This window comes from Gluconobacter sp. ESL1110, assembly GCF_058107395.1.
In genome coordinates this window covers 236,468-259,372 of the sequence record NZ_JBYLUK010000008.1, presented here as the reverse complement: position 1 = coordinate 259,372, position 22,905 = coordinate 236,468, and the positions used below count along the sequence as shown (strand labels likewise).

Annotated in this window: 20 protein-coding genes and 1 pseudogene; 11 read left to right on the top strand and 10 right to left on the bottom strand. The window is 54.6% G+C overall.

Annotated elements, in window-relative coordinates; genetic code table 11:
• Nucleotides 1-96: 96 nt before the first annotated feature.
• Nucleotides 97-2,499, top strand: coding sequence for a TonB-dependent receptor (locus AC3B6F_RS09885; protein ID WP_489824220.1), 2,403 nt, complete (start codon nt 97-99; stop codon nt 2,497-2,499).
• 107 nt (nt 2,500-2,606) lie between these two features.
• Nucleotides 2,607-3,193: pseudogene (locus AC3B6F_RS09880) on the top strand (transposase family protein).
• Between the two features lie 135 nt (nt 3,194-3,328).
• On the opposite strand, the gene AC3B6F_RS09875 reads toward AC3B6F_RS09880, so the two are convergent.
• The 8 genes from AC3B6F_RS09875 to AC3B6F_RS09840 all read right to left on the bottom strand — a co-directional run bounded on the left by AC3B6F_RS09875 (nt 3,329) and on the right by AC3B6F_RS09840 (nt 10,649).
• Nucleotides 3,329-4,108, bottom strand: a complete 780-nt coding sequence (locus AC3B6F_RS09875) for a cysteine hydrolase family protein (RefSeq protein WP_489824219.1) — start codon at nt 4,106-4,108, stop codon at nt 3,329-3,331.
• Entirely contained in the window at nt 4,105-4,530 is a 426-nt protein-coding gene (locus tag AC3B6F_RS09870; RefSeq protein ID WP_010503212.1) for a cupin domain-containing protein, read from the bottom strand. Before AC3B6F_RS09870 ends, AC3B6F_RS09875 begins: the two co-directional genes overlap by 4 nt.
• A 5-nt stretch (nt 4,531-4,535) precedes the next feature.
• Nucleotides 4,536-6,164, bottom strand: a complete 1,629-nt coding sequence (locus AC3B6F_RS09865; protein ID WP_489824218.1) for a CocE/NonD family hydrolase — start codon at nt 6,162-6,164, stop codon at nt 4,536-4,538.
• A complete protein-coding gene (locus tag AC3B6F_RS09860) occupies nt 6,164-7,447 on the bottom strand; it encodes a cytosine deaminase (protein WP_489824217.1) in 1,284 nt (427 codons plus the stop codon). Before AC3B6F_RS09860 ends, AC3B6F_RS09865 begins: the two co-directional genes overlap by 1 nt.
• The gene (locus AC3B6F_RS09855) at nt 7,444-8,208 is read right to left on the bottom strand and encodes an ABC transporter permease (protein WP_489824216.1); all 765 of its coding nucleotides are present in this window, start codon (nt 8,206-8,208) and stop codon (nt 7,444-7,446) included. The genes AC3B6F_RS09860 and AC3B6F_RS09855 overlap by 4 nt, the downstream gene beginning before the upstream one ends.
• Entirely contained in the window at nt 8,205-9,002 is a 798-nt protein-coding gene (locus AC3B6F_RS09850; RefSeq protein ID WP_489824215.1) for an ABC transporter ATP-binding protein, read from the bottom strand. Before AC3B6F_RS09850 ends, AC3B6F_RS09855 begins: the two co-directional genes overlap by 4 nt.
• On the bottom strand, nt 8,999-10,000 hold the full coding sequence (locus AC3B6F_RS09845) for an ABC transporter substrate-binding protein (protein WP_489824214.1): 1,002 nt from the start codon (nt 9,998-10,000) through the stop codon (nt 8,999-9,001). The genes AC3B6F_RS09850 and AC3B6F_RS09845 overlap by 4 nt, the downstream gene beginning before the upstream one ends.
• 124 nt (nt 10,001-10,124) lie before the next feature.
• A complete protein-coding gene (locus tag AC3B6F_RS09840; protein WP_211568846.1) occupies nt 10,125-10,649 on the bottom strand; it encodes a DUF2165 family protein in 525 nt (174 codons plus the stop codon).
• Between the two features lie 224 nt (nt 10,650-10,873).
• Here AC3B6F_RS09840 and AC3B6F_RS09835 point away from each other — a divergent pair, with 224 nt between their 5' ends.
• On the top strand, nt 10,874-11,710 hold the full coding sequence (locus AC3B6F_RS09835) for a creatininase family protein (protein WP_061931086.1): 837 nt from the start codon (nt 10,874-10,876) through the stop codon (nt 11,708-11,710).
• Nucleotides 11,707-13,068 (top strand): FAD-binding oxidoreductase, encoded by a 1,362-nt coding sequence (locus AC3B6F_RS09830; protein ID WP_489824213.1) that lies wholly within the window; start codon nt 11,707-11,709, stop codon nt 13,066-13,068. The genes AC3B6F_RS09835 and AC3B6F_RS09830 overlap by 4 nt, the downstream gene beginning before the upstream one ends.
• Nucleotides 13,069-13,351: 283 nt before the next feature.
• On the opposite strand, the gene AC3B6F_RS09825 is transcribed toward AC3B6F_RS09830, so the two are convergent.
• Together AC3B6F_RS09825 and AC3B6F_RS09820 are read right to left on the bottom strand one after the other, a co-directional pair.
• Entirely contained in the window at nt 13,352-13,558 is a 207-nt protein-coding gene (locus tag AC3B6F_RS09825) for a hypothetical protein (RefSeq protein WP_489824212.1), read from the bottom strand.
• A gap of 61 nt (nt 13,559-13,619) precedes the next feature.
• Nucleotides 13,620-14,630: an isopenicillin N synthase family dioxygenase gene (locus AC3B6F_RS09820; protein WP_489824211.1), complete on the bottom strand. Its 1,011-nt coding sequence runs from the start codon at nt 14,628-14,630 to the stop codon at nt 13,620-13,622.
• A gap of 318 nt (nt 14,631-14,948) precedes the next feature.
• Between AC3B6F_RS09820 and AC3B6F_RS09815 the strand changes: the two genes are divergently transcribed.
• The 7 genes from AC3B6F_RS09815 to nadC all read left to right on the top strand — a co-directional run bounded on the left by AC3B6F_RS09815 (nt 14,949) and on the right by nadC (nt 22,869).
• Entirely contained in the window at nt 14,949-15,956 is a 1,008-nt protein-coding gene (locus AC3B6F_RS09815; RefSeq protein ID WP_489824210.1) for an ABC transporter substrate-binding protein, read from the top strand.
• Nucleotides 15,953-17,311: an amidohydrolase family protein gene (locus AC3B6F_RS09810; protein WP_489824209.1), complete on the top strand. Its 1,359-nt coding sequence runs from the start codon at nt 15,953-15,955 to the stop codon at nt 17,309-17,311. Before AC3B6F_RS09815 ends, AC3B6F_RS09810 begins: the two co-directional genes overlap by 4 nt.
• A gap of 102 nt (nt 17,312-17,413) precedes the next feature.
• Nucleotides 17,414-18,484, top strand: coding sequence for an NAD(P)-dependent alcohol dehydrogenase (locus AC3B6F_RS09805; protein WP_489824208.1), 1,071 nt, complete (start codon nt 17,414-17,416; stop codon nt 18,482-18,484).
• 98 nt (nt 18,485-18,582) lie between these two features.
• Entirely contained in the window at nt 18,583-19,467 is an 885-nt protein-coding gene (locus tag AC3B6F_RS09800; protein WP_489824207.1) for an NUDIX hydrolase, read from the top strand.
• A gap of 80 nt (nt 19,468-19,547) precedes the next feature.
• On the top strand, nt 19,548-20,531 hold the full coding sequence (nadA, locus tag AC3B6F_RS09795) for a quinolinate synthase NadA (RefSeq protein ID WP_489824206.1): 984 nt from the start codon (nt 19,548-19,550) through the stop codon (nt 20,529-20,531).
• A 2-nt stretch (nt 20,532-20,533) separates the two neighbouring features.
• On the top strand, nt 20,534-22,015 hold the full coding sequence (locus AC3B6F_RS09790; RefSeq protein WP_489824205.1) for an L-aspartate oxidase: 1,482 nt from the start codon (nt 20,534-20,536) through the stop codon (nt 22,013-22,015).
• Nucleotides 22,012-22,869, top strand: coding sequence for a carboxylating nicotinate-nucleotide diphosphorylase (gene nadC, locus AC3B6F_RS09785; RefSeq protein ID WP_489824204.1), 858 nt, complete (start codon nt 22,012-22,014; stop codon nt 22,867-22,869). The genes AC3B6F_RS09790 and nadC overlap by 4 nt, the downstream gene beginning before the upstream one ends.
• Nucleotides 22,870-22,905: the final 36 nt, after the last annotated feature.

The following is a 22,905-nucleotide window of genomic DNA, read 5'->3' as shown; positions in this document are numbered from 1 at the left end:
TTATGTTACGAGTCCGTTATGGGAAGGGTCTTCTGATCGGAGACCAGGTCCTGTGGAGAACGTTAAGTGTCTTGTAGCAGGGGAAGCCAGCAGGTTATGTGTCCGTATCGATCTGAAAAACAGTCTTATAAGAAGACCCTCCTCCTTGTAACGTGCCTGGCGGGTTTTAGTTCAGTATTCATTGCTGAGCCAGTTCGGGCTACAACCAGCCCCGTCAAACACAAAACCGCTCACGCTCATCGCATGGCAACTCAGAGCCAGCGTGCCTCTCGTGATGCCGCTGTGACTGCTGCCCCTGAACACCCCAAGATGCGTCGTCCGTCATCGATTAACTCTACGGGGGACGAACACGTAACTGTTTCTACGTCCCGTCTGGCACGTAGTCGCGGCGGCGGGATGATGCGCGTTGAAACGGCACCTTACGCTATCCAGACCATTACTAAAGCCTTTATTGAAGCCAAGAGCCCGACCAGTACGGCACTTGATCTCATCAAGAACCTGCCAAGTGTCAACGTTTCTACGCCCGATACGTCAGGTATGCAGGGCGGTCGTATTCAGAGCCGAAGCCTGACCGATGCTGACATGGCACTCATGGTCGATGGGGCGCCAGCAGCCAGCGCATCTTACCTGGCGGAAGATATTGACTCTGAAAACCTCGATAGCGTCAGCATGATGCCTGGGTCTTCTCCAATCGACCTGCCTGCGACATCCGCTGCTGCAGGTGTCATGAACGAAACATCTCATGATCCCTCCCACCAGTTTGGCGGGCTGATTGATTTTTCATATGGCACTAACAATCTGTCGCGCGAATTTATTCGCGTTGAGTCCGGTGATATTGCGAAGACAGGTCTCCGCAGCTACCTCTCGTTCTCCAATACTCATGCAAGATCATGGATGGGGGCAGGGATCAATCAGCGCCGTCACCTCGACTTCGGTATTCGTAAGGACTGGGAAAACGGGTCTTATGCGAAACTGTTCATGTCCTGGAACTATGAAGATTTCGTAATTGACAATTACCCAACATCTGCTCAGTTCCACCAGTATAAGGAGACAGGCACTGGGTACGGTCGCAAAGCTGAATTTGATTCGATTGGAAACGATTACTGGAAGAATAATATTGATCACTGGAACCAGCTATTCCTGAGCGCCCCGATCCACGTTGTTCTTACGGACAAGCTGCAGTTCGATCTGCGCCCGTACTATAACTGGGGGCAGGGCTGGGACGGTTCGTCTGGCGGCTTTGCAACAGGCACCACGAATTATAAGTCAGGCGAGACAATTGCCTCAGGCACACCTCTGACAAGCTACTTCCAGGAAAATGGTGCACTTGATGTCGGTGCGACAGCCAAGCTTGGCTACGATATCGACAAACACAACCACCTTGACTTTGGTTACTGGTACGAAAATCAAGATTACACCCAGCACTTCCCAACCAGCGTGACAAAGGCGGACGGCTCAAACCCGAGCCCGAATGATTCCACATATCAGGTTTATTCGGGAAGCAGTCGCTCTTATCCCGGTAATACGACCGGATATGAAATTCATTCGCTATTCCTTCAGGAAACAGCGAAGTATTTCCATGATCGGCTCTTGGTCAATGCTGGTTTCAAGTATGTCATGTCCAATGTCTGGTACAGAACATACCCAGGCAACAAGCAGATGGGTCAGAACCTGACTGCGCCATTGCCTCATCTTTCGATCAGCTATCACTTCAACGAACATCATCAGGTGTACGTGAACGCTGAAGGCGATTTCCGCCAGCCCTCTGCGTCTGCGCTCGGGAATACGACTTATACCGGGACACTTCCAAAAAACCAGTATTCCATCAAGGAAGAACTCGGTTACCGATATAATGACAAATATGTCATCGTCGATCTGGATCTGTTTAATTACAATATTACAAACAGACTTCTCAGCACCTATCTGGGAAATAATCAGAGTGGCGTCGTCAATGCTGGAAACCAGACAGCGCGTGGCTTTGACGTGATGATTTCTACTCAGCCGATTTATGGGTTTAGCCCTTATGTATCGTTTGAGTACCTGAATGCTCGAATGGATACTAACATTGCAGCATCTGATGCCTTGGGAAATCTGACTGCATTCCGGACGAAAGGAACGCAGGCACCTCTCTCGCCTCACGTCATGGCAAATTTTGGCCTGACATATGCGCACGAAGGCTTCTTTGCCAACGCCACCGTTCATTATACCGGTCCGCAATCTGTCTCTATCGCCGGAGATCAGCGCATTCCGGGTTATGTGACCAATACACTGTCTCTAGGGTATCACTTCAAGCCGGTGTGGTATGCGAAATCCCCCACCATCCGCTTGAACTTTACCAACCTGACGGGCTCCATTGTTCGTACTGGTGTAGTCGGCGTAGCCACAAATACACAGGCAGTCCGCTTGATGAATGGCAACCTTTCCAAAACGGGTTCAGGCGCCCAGTTTTATGTTGAGCCGCGCTTCAGCATGACTGGAACAATTTCTACAGCGTTCTGATAAATATTTTTACCAAACAAATGTCCTCTGAATCTTCAGGGGGCATTTGTTTATAAATTCATTACAATTGAGAAAAACAGTCGCTACTTATCTGACATGGCGAGCAGGTGGCGCGGCTTGAGTCGTATTTTCCTAAGAGCCACGACAAGCCCGAAGTGGATGATCGTCAGGTGCTAGCCTGAATATTTTCGTCAATCGCAATGGCCTTCGTTAGCGGAACGTGATGGTATCACAAGAGCATTATTCCTACGGGAGATGAGAGGTCTGGTTGCACACAAGCTCTCCGATCGCAAGACTGTCATCCTCGACGCAACCTATCTGAAGGCGTATCGTACGGCTTCCAATCTGCAGATAAAGAAGGGATACGGACCACCTGATCGGCCTGAAAGGGGGAATGAGCACCAAGCTTAACCCCATTAACGGTACGAACAATCACCCTTTGAGCTTCTTCATGACCTCAAGGGCAGATCATTAATTATATCGATGTCGCCGCTTTGTTCGATGAGTGCTAAAGGTCCAACGGCTGCTCGTCGACCAGGACCCTTAAAATACGGCAAGCACTGCTACAAACGCATAGAGAGCATGTTCGAACGTTTTCAAGGACTGGCGCCGCGTTGCGGCCTGCTACGACAGGCGCCTCACAACCTTTTTCTCTACGATTATACTCGCTGCCACCGTCATCTTAGGATTATAATTCATGAGGCCAGAAGGTAAAGATAACGGGTCATCACGTAAATAAAAGTAAAATTTTTAGGAAGCCTCAGGATAGTACAACACGTTATGGTAGATGCTTACATATCCACTTTCGACTTCCTGCGCAGTTGAAATATTATGCTTCAGTTATAAGTTCGGAATTTAGATTTTTTACGAGATCAGATCCGGATGCGACAAACCCATAACATTGTCGGACATTATAGAGTGTAGCCTGCTCACAAAACTCCGGAGAGGTTGTCGCTGAGCAATCATTGAGAAGAATGCAATCATACCCCAGACACCCTGCATCCGTAAGCGTACTTAGAACGCATTGATCGCTGTTGACGCCGGCAAAAAGCAGGGTATCCACACGCAGGTTTTTCAGGATCCCTTCAAGAGGAGTATCCCAAAAGCCACTCATCCTGTATTTTGCAACATGAATATCCTCTGCCTCGACATGTAGCTCGTCGATAATGGCAGCATTCCAACTCCCATCTTCAAGCACTTTCCTGTCCGCTATGCCCAGCGCAGATCCGATGCCCTTATTCTCCCCGGCCGGATCATAAACATGCAGCACTGAGGGAGGCAGGTTGAGTTTATCCGGACGATTGCCCCAGTTCAGCCAGATGACCGGAACATCATGCTCTCGCAAAACAGGAAGGAGCGTCTGTAAAGGCTTAATTGGGCGACGCGCGGCAGAAATATCTACACCAATAGAGGCGAGCCAGCCCTCAGAATGACAGAAATCGTTCTGCATATCGATGACGATGATCGCAGTTTTTGCCAGATCAAGAGTCAGACTTTGTGGAACGGATGGAAGACTGACAGTTCTGGATTTACGGTTTGGTCGTAGCAGACTGATAGAAGCCTCTGTGGCACCCCAACTGTTAGCATATGTGCTACCCAAACGTCTCATTGACTCCCTCCGCAGAGTACAGCCAGGTCTTCAGCGTCCAGCTTAACGGGAATACCGCTGCGAATTAAGTCGCCAAAAGCTTCATCCGGTGTCATGACAGTCAGCGTATAAAGCTTACTGGTGCCAGTGTTCTCCAGAACATGTTCCGAGCCAGGTTTAACCAGAAGAGCGTCTCCGGCTTTCAGCTCACAGCTTTTGCCGTCACACCAGGCGCGACCCGTACCCGAAAGAACGAAAAACATTTCGTCAGCGTCTGTATGTGTATTCGGAGGCGTGGCTCCTCCGGGTTCAAAGATTTCCACGACAGCTATGGAAGAATAATCACCAGCTTTCCTATCAAACAGGATGGCAAAGTAATTGGTTGAGTCCGGCGCAATCCGGAAGGCTTCAACACTATCGGGGCTGCATTTTGCAAAAGACATGAGAGTTAGCTTTCCTGTTTGAGCCAAGGAAGAAGAAGGTAGGTGCCCGAGCCTGTTTTTAGGTGAACTGTTGTCACCTGCTGTTGATCGAGCGGCGCCGCGATGGGGCTGTCGCCTGTACCGGGATTGATCGGAAAGACCGGGAAGCAGGCGAGGGAGAGGGACAGCCTGAGCCGTTCACCCTTTTTGAGGGTCAAGCATGTGCCGCGCATCGGAAGGAGAGTCTGACCGGGCTTAGCCAAGGCATAGCCTTCAGCAAGCGGGTGAACCTTTCCGTGCCTGTCCACACGAGACAGAGTGGCGTGGATATCGAAGCTCTCGTATTCGCTTTCGAACTCGAAACAGCCTGTGACAGTCCCTGCCAGAAGTCTGCCCGTCTCCTGCAGGGGTGTCGTAAAGGTCAGCACGTCCGACCGGGCGTCTGTTCGCGCCCGATCTACGGGGCCACCGGGAAAGCCAAAGCTGCCGCCACATGGCGCTGCAGGGCGCCATGGATCAAGAGTAAGGCTTTCAGACAAAGCCAGCGCATCATCAGGCACCGCATGAGCCAAGGCGCCATCTCGGGTATCAATGGCGGCGCGCCCACTCCCATATGGAAATGCCTGTGTGTTTCCTTCTGGAAGGTCTTGCAGATCCTGCCACTGGCACGCCCCCATATCGAAAAGACGAACAGGAGCGACCTGCTGCTCAGGTTCTGATTTTAGCCATTGATCGAAAAACCTGATCTGCTGCTGATCGATGTCCGTGATGGCCTCATCACCAACGTCCACATCCCCGATATGACGGTCCCAGGGGAAATGCGCCCATGGTCCGACAATGAGCCGGGTCGGCGTGTGGGGAGAAAGCGCGCGATAGGCTTCGAGCGTTCCAGGGAGATGACTGTCGTACCACCCGCCGATCAGCAGGACCGCTGGAGCTAATTCTGCAATATCGCTTAAACGGCTAGCGGGTGAGATTTTGTCCCAGTAGGCATCACCGGGAGGCGTGTCTCGCCAGCGGGTGTAATGACTATACTTGGCCAGTAAGGCGTCGTGGGCGGGAACGGTAGGCTGACGCCCGTTGAAGGACGTCCCGCGGCTGGCAGCAAACAGAATCTGCTGAGCCTCGTAGTCTCCCTTGAGACGGGCCGTTTCCGCCGCGAGCTGTGTGGCCCATCCGATGTTCGCACGCATCGCGAAAGCGCCATTCTCGTACGCCCAGTCACGATCCAATTGCCAGCCAATCATGGCAGGTGCAATCGCCTTCAGCGCCTCCGGCTTTTCACCGGCTGCCAAGAGCTGATTGCTCCCCTGAAAGGAAAAGCCAAACATGCCGACGCGGCCATTGCTTCGAGGAAGTGAAGCGGCCCAGGCAATCGTATCGGCGCCATCTTCTGCTTCATGCTCAAAAAGAACGAACTCGCCACCTGAAGCTCCACGACCACGGACGTCCTGCATAACGACAATATAACCGTGACGGGCATACCATTCGGGCGGCGCATAGCAGAGTGACGTACCAATCTTCCGACCATACGCCTGACGCATGAGAAGAACGGGGAAAGGACCATCTCCTTCCGGCTCCCAGATATCCGCCACAAGACGAATACCATCCCGTGTCAGCATGGCTTCCGTACGTCGCGGCTTGAGAGCAACCATCAGAGATCTCCTCCGAGAGTTTCGTAGGCTGGAGGGACGGCGTCGATGACGCGCCCGGCTCTCAGAACCGTGCGGCCTGTCTGATTGCGGCTCATCCACTCGTTCATGTTGCGGGCCGGAAAAACGATAAGATCGGCCACGGCACCTTTCTCAAGACGATGGTTGCGTCCCATCCAGTCTCCCGGCCGGGTGTTAACGGACTGCACCCAGGGTCGGCTGGTATGGTCGAGATGCCCAATGCGTGTGCCGCCCTGAAGGATTTCATGCATGTCGAAATCTCCATAGGCGTAGAAGGGGTCGCGCACATTGTCGCTTGCCAGCATGACCGGCACGCCTGCGGCATCCAGTTCCTGCAACAATGTCACGCCCCGCCAGCGCGGGGTTCGGCCAGCAGTCCGATCCTGAAGATACATGTTGCAGAGAGGCAGGCTGACGATACCAATCCCGGCTTCGGCCAGAAGAGAGATGATGCGTGTTTGAGCGACATCATCTTGTACGGTCAGGCTGCAACAATGCCCACACAGGATTTTATGGCGAAAGCGATGCCTGAGTGCTGCCTGAGCAACCAGTTCGAGCGCGGTACCACCTGTTTCGCTGTTTTCATCGACATGCAGGTCCAGTTCCAGCCCGTACTCCGTCGCCAGACCGAACAGCACGTCCAACGCGTCTTCCGTCGTGTTGTGCTTCATCAGGACGGCACCGAGTACGCCGCCTTCTGTCTCCGCAACACTGCGCACAATACCGTCCCGGTCTTCGCCCATATAGCGTTCCGGCATCGTGAGTGAGACGCCCTGAAGCGCGATCTTTCCAGCCCAGTTTTTCTGTAGTCTGCGGAGAAGAGGCCAAACCCGGGCTCCATGAACACCGAACGTATCCAGATGGGTCCGGATTGCGCTTGTACCATGGGCATAAGCACAGTGCAGGCTGAACTCCATGCGGCGTTCTACATCCGCTTCCGTCCAGTAAGCCTCCCGGTCTTGTGTCGTCGCCTGAAGCGCACCCATGAATGTTCCATCGGGATTGGGCGTCCGATCCCAGATGAAGGCCTTGTCCAGATGGGTGTGACTATCGGCAAAGCAGGGCCAGACCATTTGCCCCTTCAAGTCGACGTTTCCCGAGGTATGGGGAAGTTGGCCTGCCGGGACGATCTCCGCGATGTGTCCGTTCTCGAGCGCAATATCGCACAGCTTGCTGCCTGCGAGTGCTGAAGGAAGCAAATCTTTTGGAATGCTCGCGTTCAGAAGGCCGGACGGAGATTGGCCGACGGGAAAAGGAAAGGTCATGAGCGGTGTCTCAGGGCGAAGCGTTGCAGGCTGGCGGCGGCGGCGTACAGAACAAGGCCAGCGACGGTAATGAGGAAAAGCGCCGCGAACATGCGCGGGATATCCATCTGAAAGCCCGACTGAAGGATCTGATAGGCCAGACCGGCTGAGTTGCCGCCTGTTCCCGCAACAAATTCGGCGACAATCGCGCCGACCAAGGAGAGTCCGGTGGCAATTCGTAGCCCCGCCATGAACATCGGAAGCGCGCTGGGGATGCGAAGGCGGGTCAGTGTCTGAAGGCGCGAGGCCTTGTGCATCTGGAAGTAAGCAGCCAGATCAGGGTCAACGCTCCGTAGACCCTGGAGCGTATTGGAAATGACCGGGAAGATAGCGACCAGAGCCGCACAGGCCGTCAAAGCAAGCGGCGTGTTGTGGATCAGGATGATGATCAAAGGCGCAATCGCCACAATTGGCGTGACCTGCATGATGACGACGTAGGGCATCAGGCAACGCTCGATAAGAGGACTTTGCACAAGCAGGAATGCGACGAGCACGCCTCCTACAACAGCAGAGATCAAGGCAGCGAACGTGATTTCCAGCGTGATGAGCAGGGCATGGAGCAGCGCCACGCCATCGAGCATCAGGGCGCGCCATATGGCCGAGGGAGACGGCATCAGATAGGGCGGGATATGCCAGAAACGGCAGATCCCCTCCCATATCCCAAGAATAATGATACCGAGCGTGACGGGAGCCAATAGCGCGAACGTGCGGGAGGACATCATGCGCGCATCTCCTGCTGGATCATGCTTTCCCGACTGGCGTCTTCCAGAAGAATGGCCAATTCCCGACTGATCCCTGCAAATTGATCCGACAGGCGGAACTCCTCATTGCGGAGGATAGACCGATCGATCTCATACTGGGCATGAATCCGACCCGGACGGGCGGCCATCACCATGACGCGGCTGGAGAGAAAAGCTGCTTCATGTAGAGCGTGGGTCACGAACAGTGTTGTCAGGCCGTCTTCGTAGCAGAGCCGCGCCATTTCTTCGTCGAGACGGTTGCGCGTGAATTCATCCAGAGCACCGAAGGGTTCGTCCATCAGGAGAAGGTCAGGTTCCGTGACAAGCGCCCGAGCGATGGACACACGCATTTTCATGCCGCCGGAAAGCTGGGCCGGGTAATGCTCCGTGACGTGCCCAAGGCCTACGCGTTCCAAGGCCGCCAAAGCGCGCTTGTCCGCCGTGGCCCGGTCTACTTTTTCCAGATCGAGAGGCAGACGCACATTTTTCGCGATGGTCGCCCAAGGCATTAATGTGGCGTCCTGAAAAACGAACGCCATGCGGCGCCCCTTGCGGCCGACGTCGCCAAAATTACCACCCCACCAGTTCATTTTCCCACCGGATGGTGTGTGCAGATTGGCAATCAGCTTGAGAAGGGTGCTTTTTCCACAACCCGATGGGCCAATGAGCGTAACAAAGTCTCCTTTTTCGACCGTGAGATCGACGGGAGACAGTCCGCGGACGCCATTGGGGAAAACTTTTTCAATGCTCGCAAGGGAAAGGACGGGACTGCTCATGCCGGAACCGTCGCCAGACCGTCGCGGACACATTCAAGCGTGTAGGCACTTTTCCATTGCGGGTTTTCTGGAACAAGCTGAGCGGCGAGCTGGATATCGTAAATGCGCTTCCAGCGTTCATCATTCATCGTCATGATAGGGGCTCCAGGCATTCCAAGAGCCTTGATTTCTTTCAGCTTCTGACGAGACCAGACGAGCTGATCGGCGCTCATATCCGGATTAGCCTTGCGAATGGCGGCATCGCCCTTACTGGCATCTCCGAAGATGTAGCGCTTCCATCCTTCGCTGCTGGCAGCAATGAATTTCTGTAATTCTGGACCACGCTCTTCAAGTGTCTTACGAGACACCATCAGAACGTTTCCGTAAGCCGCGTATCCAAGATCATCCAGAAGGAAGAAATTGAAAGGAATGCCCGCCTTTTTCGCACCGTAAGGCTCGGACGAGACGAAAGCCTGCATAGCCATCTGCGGATTGAAGGCAAAAGGTTGAAGATTGTAGGTGTAAGGATGCACCTGATCTTCAGTGAAGCCATACCGTTTTTTGAGCCATATCCAGAAACTGGCACGGCCTTCCGAACTGATCAGAATGGGATGCCCCTTGAGTTGGGCGATATCGTGGATATCCGGGTGAGTCATCAAGCCGCCGACACCCTTTTGAAAGGTCGTGCCGATCGCGACGGCCGGGATACCCTGAATGGCGCAGCGGATCGCTTCTTCGCCCTGCATGATGGCGATATCACACTGACCAGCCATCAGAAGTTGCGTCATGTTCATCTGGGGGCCGCCCATCTGAATGGAGACATCCAGATCCTGCTGAGCGTAAAGACTGTCTTCTGCCGCCTGATAATAGCCGCCATGCTCTGCCTGGGCATACCAGTTGGACAGAAGACTAAGCGGCTTTGTTGCGGCGTTTGCTCTTGTGGTGGGCAGGGAAGACAGAGCTCCCGCAGCCATGATGCCCTGAAGCATGCTGCGGCGGTTGAGCCTTGGTAATGTCATGCGCTGCCTCCCGACTTGATTTTTATAATCAGACCGTAACGGCTTTTTCATTCCGATGTGAAGACTTATTCTGCTGCCGGACCGATACCTTTTTCACCTCTTTGTGCACGCAAAAAGGATGCACTCAGTCTCCCTGCTGCGTGAAGACACACACACCCAGCATTGTCATGAAGAAACGGAACGCCGCTTCCTGCCCATTCCAGACATGGGACTGCCACATCGCAAACCATTCACCACCGACAACAGAAAAACCGAAGAACCAGATCATGAAACCCAATGCGGTCGCGACAGGAACCAGCGCACGGGCAGAGCGAAACTCTTCAGCCGGCGCTTTGACCGCCTGTGCCATTTGCAACGCAGCGAAGGAAAAGATGGCACCAGTCAGGAATTCCGCTGCGATGATCAGAACATAAAAGAGATGCCACAGCACGGGGGATGAAACGGCTCTCCATCTCAGCGCGTTACCCGGAAATGTTGTATCCATAGACAGGACATGGCGGACAAACTCATAGTTTGATCCGTAATCCGTCATATTATTTACGGCTACCAGAATTCCAAACACTCCAAGAGACGCGACCATGACGGTTTTAGACGCCCGACTCAGGAGTATGGCGCGAGTGGGATTCATGGGCGAAGAAGAGAGTGACATGCCGGACCTTCCAAGGAATTTTCAAGAACGCTATCGGAATGTTCGAGCAATTTGTGCGCTTTTTTTGCACTCATATGATCGAAAATAGATGCTTTAAAAGTTGCAAAGTTCCTGTTTCTCATATCTTTTCGTTCCGGGATGATATCATATCGGAACAGGAAATTTGTCAGCCCGGCTCGACCGGGATGCGTCATTCCACACGACGAACAACGGAAGCCAAGCCCATGACAAGCAGCCCCGAGACGGTTTTCTGGCCCAAGAAATATTGGTGTGACATGATTTCCCGCCAATTCCGCCATCTTCCGCCAGAAACGGTGGCGATTCTGCCTGTGGCTGCTGTTGAACAGCATGGCCCACATCTGCCAGTCTATGTGGATGCCTGCATCAACGAGATGCTGCTCGACAAGGCTCTCGAAGCTCTTCCTTCAACAGTTCCAGCGACCGCGCTTCCGATCCAGGCTGTCGGAAAAAGTGAGGAGCATGTGGCGTATCCTGGTACGTTGACGCTGAGTGCTCAGACCCTGACACAGGTTCTGATCGAGATTGGCGAGAGTGTTGCGCGTTCGGGTGTAAAGCGTCTGGTTCTTCTGAATTCCCATGGTGGACAGCCACAGATCCTTGATATTGTTGCAAGAACGCTTCGTCGAACGCATGGAATGTTTGTGGTTTGTGTGGGCTGGTCCCGGTTTGGTGTACCGGATGGCATGTTCACAGCCGAAGAGCGCCAGTACGGCATTCATGGCGGAGACATCGAAACCTCTTTGATGCTGCATCTTCGGCCCGACCTCGTCGATATGAGCCGCGCAGACAATTTCGAGCCCTGGCCACAGAAACTGGCCGAGACCGCGAAGTGGCTGGAAGCAGAAGGCCGTGTCGGTTTTGGCTGGCTGACCCATGACATTCATCCGTCCGGGGCCGCTGGCAATGCCGGCATTGCGACGGCGGAAAAGGGCGAGGCGGTTGCCAACCAATGGATCAAGGGTTTCCTTGAGCTTCTTGCAGAAATTGCAGAATACCCACTCGACCGCATTCGCCCCATCACTGAGGATCTAGGCCGATGAGCAGTATTGAAACCTTCCTCTCGTTGCTCGGTGACATTCCTGTTCAGACGGTTCCGGCTCTCGTAAAGCGCAAAAGTCGCGATTTCTACTGGTACAGCCCGGTTCTGAAGCGCCAGCTCGACAGCTGTTTTGCGGATTGTATCGTGATGCCGCGTAATGAAGAGGATCTTCTCAAGATTGCCTCTGCGGCACGCGAAACGAAGACACGCTTGACCCCACGTGGAGGGGGCACCGGTAATTATGGTCAGGCCGTTCCGATGGAGGGCGGGGCTGTCATTGAAATGACAGAACTGAACAAGCTGCTCTGGGTCAAGGATGGCGTTGCACGCGTGCAGGCTGGCATGAATATGCTGGATCTGGATCGAGCCTTACAGGAGCAGGGCTGGGAAGTCCGCATGTATCCCTCCACCAAGCGGACAGCAACGATTGGCGGCTTTATTGCAGGTGGCTCCGGCGGCATTGGATCGGTTCGCTGGGGCGGTCTGTCATCGCCGGGAAATGTTCTGGTCCTGCGTCTCATGACACTTGGTAAAGAGCCCGAAGTTGTAGAGCTACGGGGCGAGGATGCTCGCAGTGTTCTGCATACCTATGGAACGACCGGCCTAATTACCGAGCTTGAAATCGGGGTGGAACCTGTCGTGAACTGGCAGGATATGGCCGTTTCGTTCGCTTCCTTTGAGGAGGCTGCTGCTTTCGCAAGAGACATCGCCTTGCAAAGTGGCATTCAGAAGAAACTTGTCTCCGTTGTGGATGGCGACCTACCGCCGTTTTTTGCCTCTGTGCGCGAGCACGTCCCAGAGGGAGATTCCCTTGTCATTCTCATGATTGCTCCGGCAGGAATCGAGACCGTCAAGCTTCTGGCAACAAAGGCTGATGGTAAGCTCTGTTACGAAGCCAACACGCGGGACATGGAAAACACGTCCGGCGCAACGCCGCTGTATGAATTGACGTGGAATCATACGACGCTTCAGGTGTTGAAGAAGGATCGCGGATATACCTATCTCCAATGCGGCTATCCGGCAGACGGCACACTCGATAAGGTTGCGGAAATCCGGGCACTTTTCCCTGATGAACTGATAATGCACCTGGAATTTTTCCCGATGGGTGGTCATGTCAGTTGTGCAGCTCTTCCGGTCATTCGCTTTACAGATGAAGACCGCCTTAATCACATCATCGCGGAACATGAAAAGCGTGGCGTGAATATTGCCAACCCTCATGTTGTGACGATCGAGGAGGGCGGCATGCATCGTGTGGCATCGCCAGATCTGGCCGCCATCAAGACACGTTATGATCCGATGCTGCTCCTTAATCCGGGCAAGATGCTCAGCGCCAGAACGCTGGAGCCTCAGGACTTATAACCAGAACACGACTTTGCAGCGAGGCAGATAGCCGAGAAGAGGACTGGGGCATCTGTCATAACCTGTTGCACCGTTTGTATTTCCGCTTGTCGTATTTTAGCGGTTTCTTAAGGGGGCTCCGCCTTGGGGAGACTGCCCAGAAAGGCAGCAGCACCAATGTAACCACTGATCTAGCCTGCGGTCATGAAGAAGTCGAGCAGACATCCGTTTCGGCCGGTAACAGCACACAGTTTCGTATTTACCTCGCCTTCGGTACACCCAATCAGACGGCCTGTGCTCTTCTTCAACCAACAATGCGAAGCCATATGATGTGTCTTGAGAGGGGCGCATCAATCATGATCGTCTGAGGCTCTGCCTTTCCGGCAACCAGACCGTCCATCAGGCGGATGAAGACCCCCATAGCACTCCAGCACTTGTAAAGCGTCTTGTGTGGACTGTATTCCCGGAGCGCATCACGCCACCAAATCCCGGGACTAAATACCCCAGGCATGAGCTGCCTGACCATTTTTCAGGTCAGACAACATCGCGTCGCAGCCTGATGGCCCGTTCCATTATGAAGGCTTGGCTTTTTGCAACGCGGCAAAATTGGCCTCAAGGCGCTCAAGAAGATAATTCTGGGCCGAAATAGGCGCGTATTTCTTATCCGGCCCCTGAATGATCGCATCGCGGTTAGCCTGACAGAAAAACGGAATGGACAACCGTTCTCCAAGATACTCACCGGGTTTCGGCATCCGCACACGGTGCAGGGTGGAGAGGAGTTTGTCATCACTCCAACGCATGAGCATGTCACCAATATTGCAAGTCACGTAACCGGTGGCTGGCTCAACATCCGTCCACGCCCCACTGTCAACATCCTTCCCCGGACAGACCTGCAATCCACCTTCACCGGCACGTTGATGCAGCAGGGTCAGGCAGTCAAAATCTGAATGTGCTCCGGCGCGCCAGTTTTCGAAGTCTGCAGGCTTGGCATTTTCCATGCTCATGTAGTGGATGAGGCGCAGGGTACACTGATAATCCGGCGAAGAAGGTTTATGCCGCGATGTGAAAAAATCTTCATCGAAGCCGAGCTTCATCGCAAAACACGACAGGATTTTCATTCCCAGCACCCAGTTCTGATGTTCGAACTGCGTGAGAAATCTTTGAAAACCGGCAATATCCGCATCGTGCGGCCACAGCCCCGCCATGCGTGGAAGCGTAATCTGGAAGGACTCTTTATGGTCAGGCGTACCCGTTGAGGGCCGGACCTGTTCCCGAAACTCCCAACCAGCATTGGTGCCTGGCTTCAATGGGAGAGTTGCTTTTGTCTCTGTCGGAAGAGCGAAAAATTGCTCAGCTAGCGAAAACGCCCGGTCAATATCGTCCTGCGGAATGCCGTGATTATAGACCTGGAAAAACCCAATTTCAGTCGCCGCCGACCATAGAGCTTCGGCGATTTCCTTCTTACGCTCTTCGAATGACGATAGGTCAATTCTGGGAATGTCTCTGACGATACTGGTTCCAGCTCCGCCAATGCGGCGCTCGGTCTCAATTTCACTCATGGGTATCGTGGCTGAAGTGCTCATTTGCGCAGTCTCTCCTTATGCCTGACGAAAGACAGCAGGGACCACGCGTAAAATGAATGGGGGACAAACGGGGGGTGACTCCGAACATATTCCTCCATCCAAGCCTGTTGCGCAGACCTGCTGGAGCAATGCCCAAAATCTTCTTGAAGATCCCGACCGCTTATACTCGTTCAAAATTCAAAACATATCAAAGACCGCGCTGTCAATTCCAAAGCGTCGTCATCAAAACAGCATCAGATCAAACGCAAATAGAGACTTCCGGAAAAATCATTTCGGTTCATAAACTGTATGCACAGCGAAACGGGAGAATGTCCCCTTATGTCCAGAATCATGCTTGGTCGCCGCCAGTGTCTCCTTGGCTTGACTGCCGGTCTTGGCGCGCTTTCCATGCCGTTTGTTCAAACAGCACGCGCTGCTGGCACACCCGTAAAGCTCGTCACATCATGGTACGCGCAGGCAGAATTCGGCGGTTTTTATCAGGCGCTTGCCAAAGGATATTATGCACGGGAAGGGTTGGACGTCACAATTGAGGCAGCCAGCCCGCAGATGAATGTTCCGCAACTCCTTGCTGCGGGACAAGCCGACTTCATCACCGGATATGACTTCCAGCTTCTCTCTGCTGTCGCGTCTGGTATTCCCCTCGTTGCCGTGGCGAGTACGTTTCAGCATGACCAGCAAGGGCTGATGACGCATGCGGGAGTTACTGATCTTCAGCAGCTTAAAGATCATCCCATTCTGATTGCATCATCCTCTCATGCGACCTTCTGGCCATGGCTCAGGAAACGCTTTGGTTATACGGAAGAGCAGGCGAGGCCGTATTCCTTCAACCTTCAGCCTTTCTTCTTCGACAAGAGCATGGCCGTACAGGCTTACGCGTCATCTGAGCTTTGGGATGCGAAATTAAAAGGAATGCCGGTCGAGTTCTTCCTGTTCAAGGATCTGGGATACCCGCCTTATGGCGCCCCGATGGTCACCACCCAGCAGATGGTGAGGACAGACAAAGGCAAGGTGAACAGCTTCGTAAAGGCGTCTCTGCTGGGCTGGAACGACTATTTTAAAGACCCCACACCAGGAAATAGCTTAATCCTGAAAGCCAATCCAAACATGACGCTTGAGCACCTGACATTCGGTTACGAAGGGCTGAAGAAAGCGGACGTTCTTCTGTCGGACGATGTCCGGACAAAAGGACTGGGCGCAATGACGACTGCTCGGTGGCAGGTGACGCGGGATTTCATGGTCAGTCAAAACCTTCTCCCAGCCGATGCAGACTGGAAAAGCGCCTTCACAACAGAATTTGTAGACAACCTCCGGATCATGCCCACATGACGCTCCTTATCCACAACACCTGCGGTATTCTGACGGGCCTGAAAGGTGAAGCAGCCAGAAGAACGGGAAGTCTTCGCATCCGTGATGGGAAAATTATCGAAATCGGTGACCTGTCTCCACAGGACGGAGAAACAGTGCTTGATGCCAAGGGCGGCGTTGTCTCGCCCGGCCTGATCAGCACGCATCACCATCTGTTCCAGAGTGTTCTCAAGGCCGTCCCCACCGCCATCAACAAGCCGCTTGAGCCGTGGCTGCGCCTTGTTCCCAACACCTACTGGAGCCGCATCGACGAACGGGCATTGAATGTTGCTGCGCGGGTCGGGATGGTGGAGCTGCTTCTGTCAGGCTGTACGACGATTGCGGATCATCACTACCTGTTTGCAGACATGTATGCTTACGACCCGGCTGCTGTTCTGTTCGAGGCAGCCGAAGATCTGGGCCTTCGCTACGTTCTGGCCCGGGGAGGGACAACACGGGCCAGAAAATTCGATACGGACGAAGTTATTCCTGCCCCGACCGAAACGTTAGATACCATGCTCAAGCGCGTCGATGCGCTTGTCAGCCGGTATCATCAGTTCGGGCCGAATGCGAAACGTCGGATTGCTCTGGCACCCAATACGCCCACATGGGGCGTCACGCCGGACGAATTGCGGCAGATGGCGGTGGCGGCACGGAGTATGGGCATTCCACTGCATTCGCACCTGTCGGAGACGGATAATTACGTCAGGTTCTGCCTGGAAACATACAATATGCGGCCCGTTCAGTTCGTAGCGGAGCATGGCTGGGTCGGAGACGACGTGTGGTTCGCACATCTGGTCCATCTGGATGAGAGCGAACTCAGGCTACTCGCCCAAACAAACACGGGTATGTCGCATTGCCCGCAGAGTAACTGTCGACTTGGTTCAGGAATTGCGCCCGCACCCGCTCTGGATGCCTTGGGAGGGCGCGTCTCTCTGGCCGTCGATGGGGCGGCGTCCAATGAAGCGTGTGACATGAGTGCAGAAATGCACTGTGCCTGGATGGTCCATCGCGCGGTTCAGGGAGCAGGGGCTGTAACGGCCGAAGATGTCATGAGGTGGTCAACGTCTGAAGGGGCCGCCATTCTGGGGCTTCCGGATGTGGGCCGGATAGAAGTCGGAGCGACGGCAGATCTGGTCATTCATGGTCTGGATGCCCCACGATGTGCAGGGATGCACGACCCGCTGATTGCACCGGTTGTCTCTGGAGCCACAACCGTCAGACACGTCCTGATGGATGGAAAGCCCGTTGTCGTAGATGGAATGATTCCGGGACTGGATCTCGAATCCCTTCTGGCAGAGGCGAGAAGCGTTGTGGGATGCCTCGCAGTTTCGTGACGGGAGCCAATGCAGGACATAACCTATGGCTGAAGCCCGTTTTCTGGTATTCGAGCCGGTCTCTTTTGAGTTCCTGGCTGTCTTCCCAGAAAAGGAAATCCCATGCTGACCTGCGTTGGCTATGCCGCTTCCAGTCCGACGTCTCCGCTGACGCCATTCGCATTTGAACGCCGGGACTGTGGTCCAATGGATGTTCAGATTGACATCACCCATTGCGGTGTCTGCCATTCGGACATTCACACAGCCCGAAGCGAGTGGGGACCAGCGTCCTATCCGGTTGTACCCGGTCACGAGATCGTCGGGCGTGTCAGCGCCGTAGGACGTGACGTTACCCGCTTTAAGGCTGGAGATCTGGTTGGCGTCGGCTGCATGGTTGATTCATGCCGGTCCTGTGCATCCTGCGAGGCGGGGCTGGAGCAGTATTGCGATGCCGGCCCAACCTGGACCTATAACAGCCCTGACACGTCATTTCCGGTAGAGGGCGCTCACACGTACGGCGGCTATTCTCGTGCAGTTGTTGTGGATGAGGGGTTTGTTCTTCGCATTCCGGAAAATCTGGACCCAGCCGCGGCGGCCCCTCTGCTGTGTGCGGGCATTACGACCTGGTCTCCACTGGCGCACTGGAAGATCGGCGTAGGGCACAAAGTTGGCGTCGTTGGGCTTGGCGGGCTTGGACATATGGCCGTCAAATTTGCCGTAGCGCTGGGTGCGGAAGTGACTCTATTCACGACGTCTCCCGGCAAAATCGAAGACGGCAAGCGTCTCGGCGCACACCGGGTTGTCATCTCCCGTGATGCCGATGCCATGGCAGCAGAAGCGAACCGGTTTGACTTCATTCTGGATGCCGTCTCCGCCGACCACGACATCAATGCCTATCTCGCGCTTCTGAAGCAGGACGGGCACATGGTTCTGGTCGGTCTTCCGGAAAAGCCGATGTCCATCGGGGCTTTCAGCCTCGTCGCCAAGCGCCGTAGCCTTGCAGGATCAGCCATTGGTGGTATCCAGGAGACGCAGGAAATGCTTGATTTCTGCGGGAAACATAACATCACGAGCGATATTGAAGTCATTCGCATGGATGAAATCAATGAAGCCTATGATCGCGTGCTTCGCTCCGATGTGAAGTACCGATTTGTCATCGACATGGCCTCCATGCCAGCAACACTCGAAGGCTGATATCGTTCTGCGAAACAGATGATTTCCAGCCTGTTTCGCAGAAAACGAACTCTATGAGAGTAAAGACTGATTCTGTGGTGAAAAGACACGATCTCAGCATGGATCACCACGTAGCAACCTGCCGTGCCGAACTGGTTGCCGTTCTGACAACATTGCGGAACGGCATGCCAGAAGTGCTGACCCTTCAAGACGGCCGTTGCCTGCCAGCCGGGCCTCTGGAAACCGAGCATACCTCTCTCCAGCGCGGTCTGAGACACTGGGTCGAGCAGCAGACAGGTTTCCGGCTGGGGCATGTGGAACAGCTTTATACGTTCGGGGATGCTGCACTGGCTCAGCAAGACAGGCTGGTTCGTATTTCCTACATGGCCCTGACCCGTGACGGACAGACGCAGGGTGGCTGGCAAAGCTGGTACAATTATTTCCCATGGGAAGACCGCCGCACCAATGGCTGCCTCACAGCCCTTAAGACCATCGAAGATCACCTGAAAAGCTGGGCTGACGGGCAACCCGCAAGGCTTGAACGCTGCAATCAGGCATTTGGGCTGAATGGCGAGAGCTGGAATGACGATGCCGTTCTGGAGCGCTATGAACTGCTCTGGGAAGCAGGTCTGGTACCGGAGGCGGGGCCGAACACCGTACCGCAGATAAATGACCAACCCATGCTCTGGGACCATCGACGCATTCTCGCGACAGCGCTTTCACGACTACGTGCAAAAATTCGCTATACGCCAGCCGTTTTCGAACTCGTTCCCGAAGAGTTTACACTCCTGCATCTTCAGCAAGCCATGGAGGCCCTGTCGGGTCGTCTCATGCACAAGCAGAATTTCCGACGCCTTGTGCAAAATCAACAGCTTGTAGAAGAAACGGACCGCTACGAAAGCGGTGTGCAGGGACGTCCTGCACGGCTCTACAGGTTCCGCCGGGAGAATTCTGAAAACTGTTATCTTTCGGGTGCCAAGCTCCCTTTGGACTACATCTCCTGAAAATGTGTTGCGTGAAAGCGTTGCTGATGGAGTAAGATACTATATGCTCAATTGGAGCATAATAGATCACGGAGTCCATCATGGGCGGTCCAAGTGCCTTGCAAAGCCGAGACAGGCTGTACGAACCCGTCTCCCGCCTGATGGCCCGGGAGGATTGGGAGCGGCTTTATGCGGATGATATCGAAGCCATTCTGCGTTTGAAGCAGGAGCGGAATGCCGTCATTCTCGCTCACAACTATCAGACCCCCGAAATCTTTCATTGCGTGGCCGATATCCATGGAGACAGCCTCGCCCTTGCGCGGGATGCTCAAAATCTGGATGCCGATGTGATCGTCATGGCCGGCGTTCACTTCATGGCGGAAACCGCCAAGCTCATGAATCCCGACAAAACCGTTCTGATCCCGGACGAGCGGGCGGGCTGCTCGCTGGCGGAGAGCATTACGGCCAACGACGTACGAAAAATGAAAGAGCGTTATCCCGGCGTTCCGGTCGTGACTTACGTCAACAGTACCGCGGATGTGAAAGCCGAAACGGACGTTTGCTGCACCTCTGGAAACGCGAAACGCGTTGTCGAGAGCCTGAACGTGCCGCGTGTCATCATGATCCCTGATGAGTTTCTGGCACAGAACATCCAGAACGAGACCGGCATTGAAATGCTGACCTGGCCGGGCCACTGCGAGGTCCATGAGCGCTTTACGCCGCAAGAGATCCGCCAGTATCGGCGCATGCATCCGGGCGTGACGGTCATAGTCCACCCGGAATGTCCGCCTGAGGTGGTGGCTGAAGCTGATTATTCAGGTTCGACAGCCAACATGATTGATTATGTGGCCACGCAGAAACCCGAAAAAGTGCTGCTCGTCACGGAGTGCTCGATGAGCGACAATCTGGTGACACTCAATCCGGAGACAGAGTTTGTGCGCCCGTGCAACCTGTGTCCGCACATGAAGCGTATCACGCTGGCTGGCATTCGCCGCGCGCTGGAAAATATGGAGACACCCGTCACCATTCCCTCTGTCCTTGAAGCACCGGCCCGAGCGGCCGTAGAACGGATGCTGGCGATCTAGCCATGGGTAAGGCTCTTCTGAGCGCTCTCGCAGGTCTGCCCGTGATAGTTGGGGCAGGATTGGCGGGTCTGTCCGCTGCACTCCATTTGCGCCAACCCTGCGTCATCCTTACCCCGTCGCCATTAGGGTTAGAGGCCGCCAGTTCTCTGGCACAGGGAGGGATCGCGGCAGCCATCGGTTCGGATGACTCACCGGAGTTGCATGCAGCGGATACGCTGGCTGCTGGCGCGGGTCTGAGTGTGCCTGAGGTTGTAAGAGGCGTAACAACCGCAGCGCCTCAGGTTATCCAGACTCTGCTGGACTGGGGCGTTCCATTCGCGCGGAAAGACGGAGTTCTGGATCTGCATCTGGAAGCTGCACATTCCCGAAAGCGTATTCTGCACATCGGAGGCGATGGGAGCGGCGCTGCCATTATGCAGACGCTCATCAGACGCGTGCAGACCCGTGAGAACATTACAGTACTGGAGGGCACCAGCCTGAAGGGGCTCATGGTTCAGGATGGGCGCCTGCGAGGTGTCCATACATCCGCAGGTTTTCTGCCCACATCTGCATGCCTTGTGGCCTCGGGAGGAATAGGGGCACTTTACAACGAGGCGACCAGTCCATCTACAGTGAGCGGATCAGGCCTTGCTCTCGCTGCTCGAGCGGGTGCGCGGGTGGCTGATATGGAGTTCACCCAGTTCCATCCTACGGCCCTGAAAACTGGTTCGATGACGGGACGGCGCCCACTTGTCAGTGAGGCCGTTCGAGGTGCCGGGGCCATTCTTGTGGATGAAAAAGGCGACCGCTTTACGGACGAACTCCAGTCTCGGGACGTCGTGGCGAGAGCCATTTTTGCTCATATCCGCGAAGGGCATGACGTTTTTCTGGATGGGCGCCGTCTGCGGGGGACAGTGTTCAGTCAGCAGTTTCCGGCCATTACCGCAGCCTGCCATGCCATTGGCGTCGACCCAGAGAAAAGCCCCATCCCGGTAAGTCCAGCAATGCACTATCACATGGGCGGTCTGGACGTGGACACGAGTGGACGCACCTCTGTTTCCGGCCTCTGGGCGGCAGGTGAAGCAGCCTGCACCGGTCTTCATGGTGCAAACCGTCTGGCCAGTAATTCCCTGCTGGAGGCCTTCTTGACGGGACAATGGGCGGCAGAAGATATCGACCATGTTGACCCTCAACCGGCACTTCTTCGCTCTGTGACGACACGTCAGGCTCACTCGCAGCTCTCAGGCCAGATACCGAAACTCATGAGTCAGTATGCCGGAATTCTCAGAGACGAAACCGGCCTTCAGACGCTCTTTCATGCAGTTCTACCAGACATTGAAACAAACGACGGAGCCCTTGTGGCGGCCCTCATGGCTCAGTCCGCGCTCAAACGACGCGAGAGCCGAGGAAGTCACTACCGAACGGATTATCCTGAAATAACAGCTCATTATCGAACAAGTCTCACTTTGTCAGATCTCCCTGTTCCTGAAAGATTACTCTCATGACATTTCAGACTTTTCTGCCAGATCTTCTCTGGGAGCCTCTGGTCCGTACTGCACTTCTGGAAGATCTGGGAACAGGAGGCGATGCCACGACACAGGCGCTACTAGACCCGGACCGACCATTGCAGGCCATTTTCCGTGCCCGAAAGACGGGTGTGCTTGTGGGCCTGAAAGGGGCTGAACTTGCTTTCACGCTCCTGGATAAAAGCGTTCGGTTCCTGCCTCAGAAAAACGATGGGGAGCAAATCGTTGCCGGTGATGTTCTGGCAGTTGTCGAAGGTGGGGCTGGAACCGTTCTTGCTGGCGAGCGAACCGCCTTGAACCTTTTGTCTCATCTCAGTGGCATCGCAACAGCCACGCGCGAAATTGTGGATGCAGTTCATGGGACCGGCGTACGCATCTGCTGTACGCGCAAGACGCTACCCGGAATGAAGACCGTCCAGAAATATGCTGTTCGGGCCGGTGGAGGATCCAGCCATCGCTACAGGCTGGATGATGCCATCCTGATCAAGGACAACCATCTGGCACTCTGTGGCAGCGTGTCTGCTGCTCTTGCCAAGGCCCGGAGCCGCGCGGGTCATCTCATGAAGATCGAGCTTGAGGTTGATACACTGGAGCAGCTTGAAGAGGCTTTGTCGGCAGGGGGAGCAGATGCGTATCTGCTCGATAATATGAAACCGGACCAATTGCGCCAGGCTGTCAGATTAATTGATGGAAGAGGGATCGCGGAAGCATCAGGCGGCATCACCCCTGAAACAGTTCGTCCGATTGCGGAAACCGGTGTCGATATCATTTCCCTCGGCTGGCTGACTCATACCGTCAGGGCTCTCGATATCGGACTGGATATTGAGGGCTAAGAACGGCCTCTTGAGGACTACCCAAAAGTAGTCCTC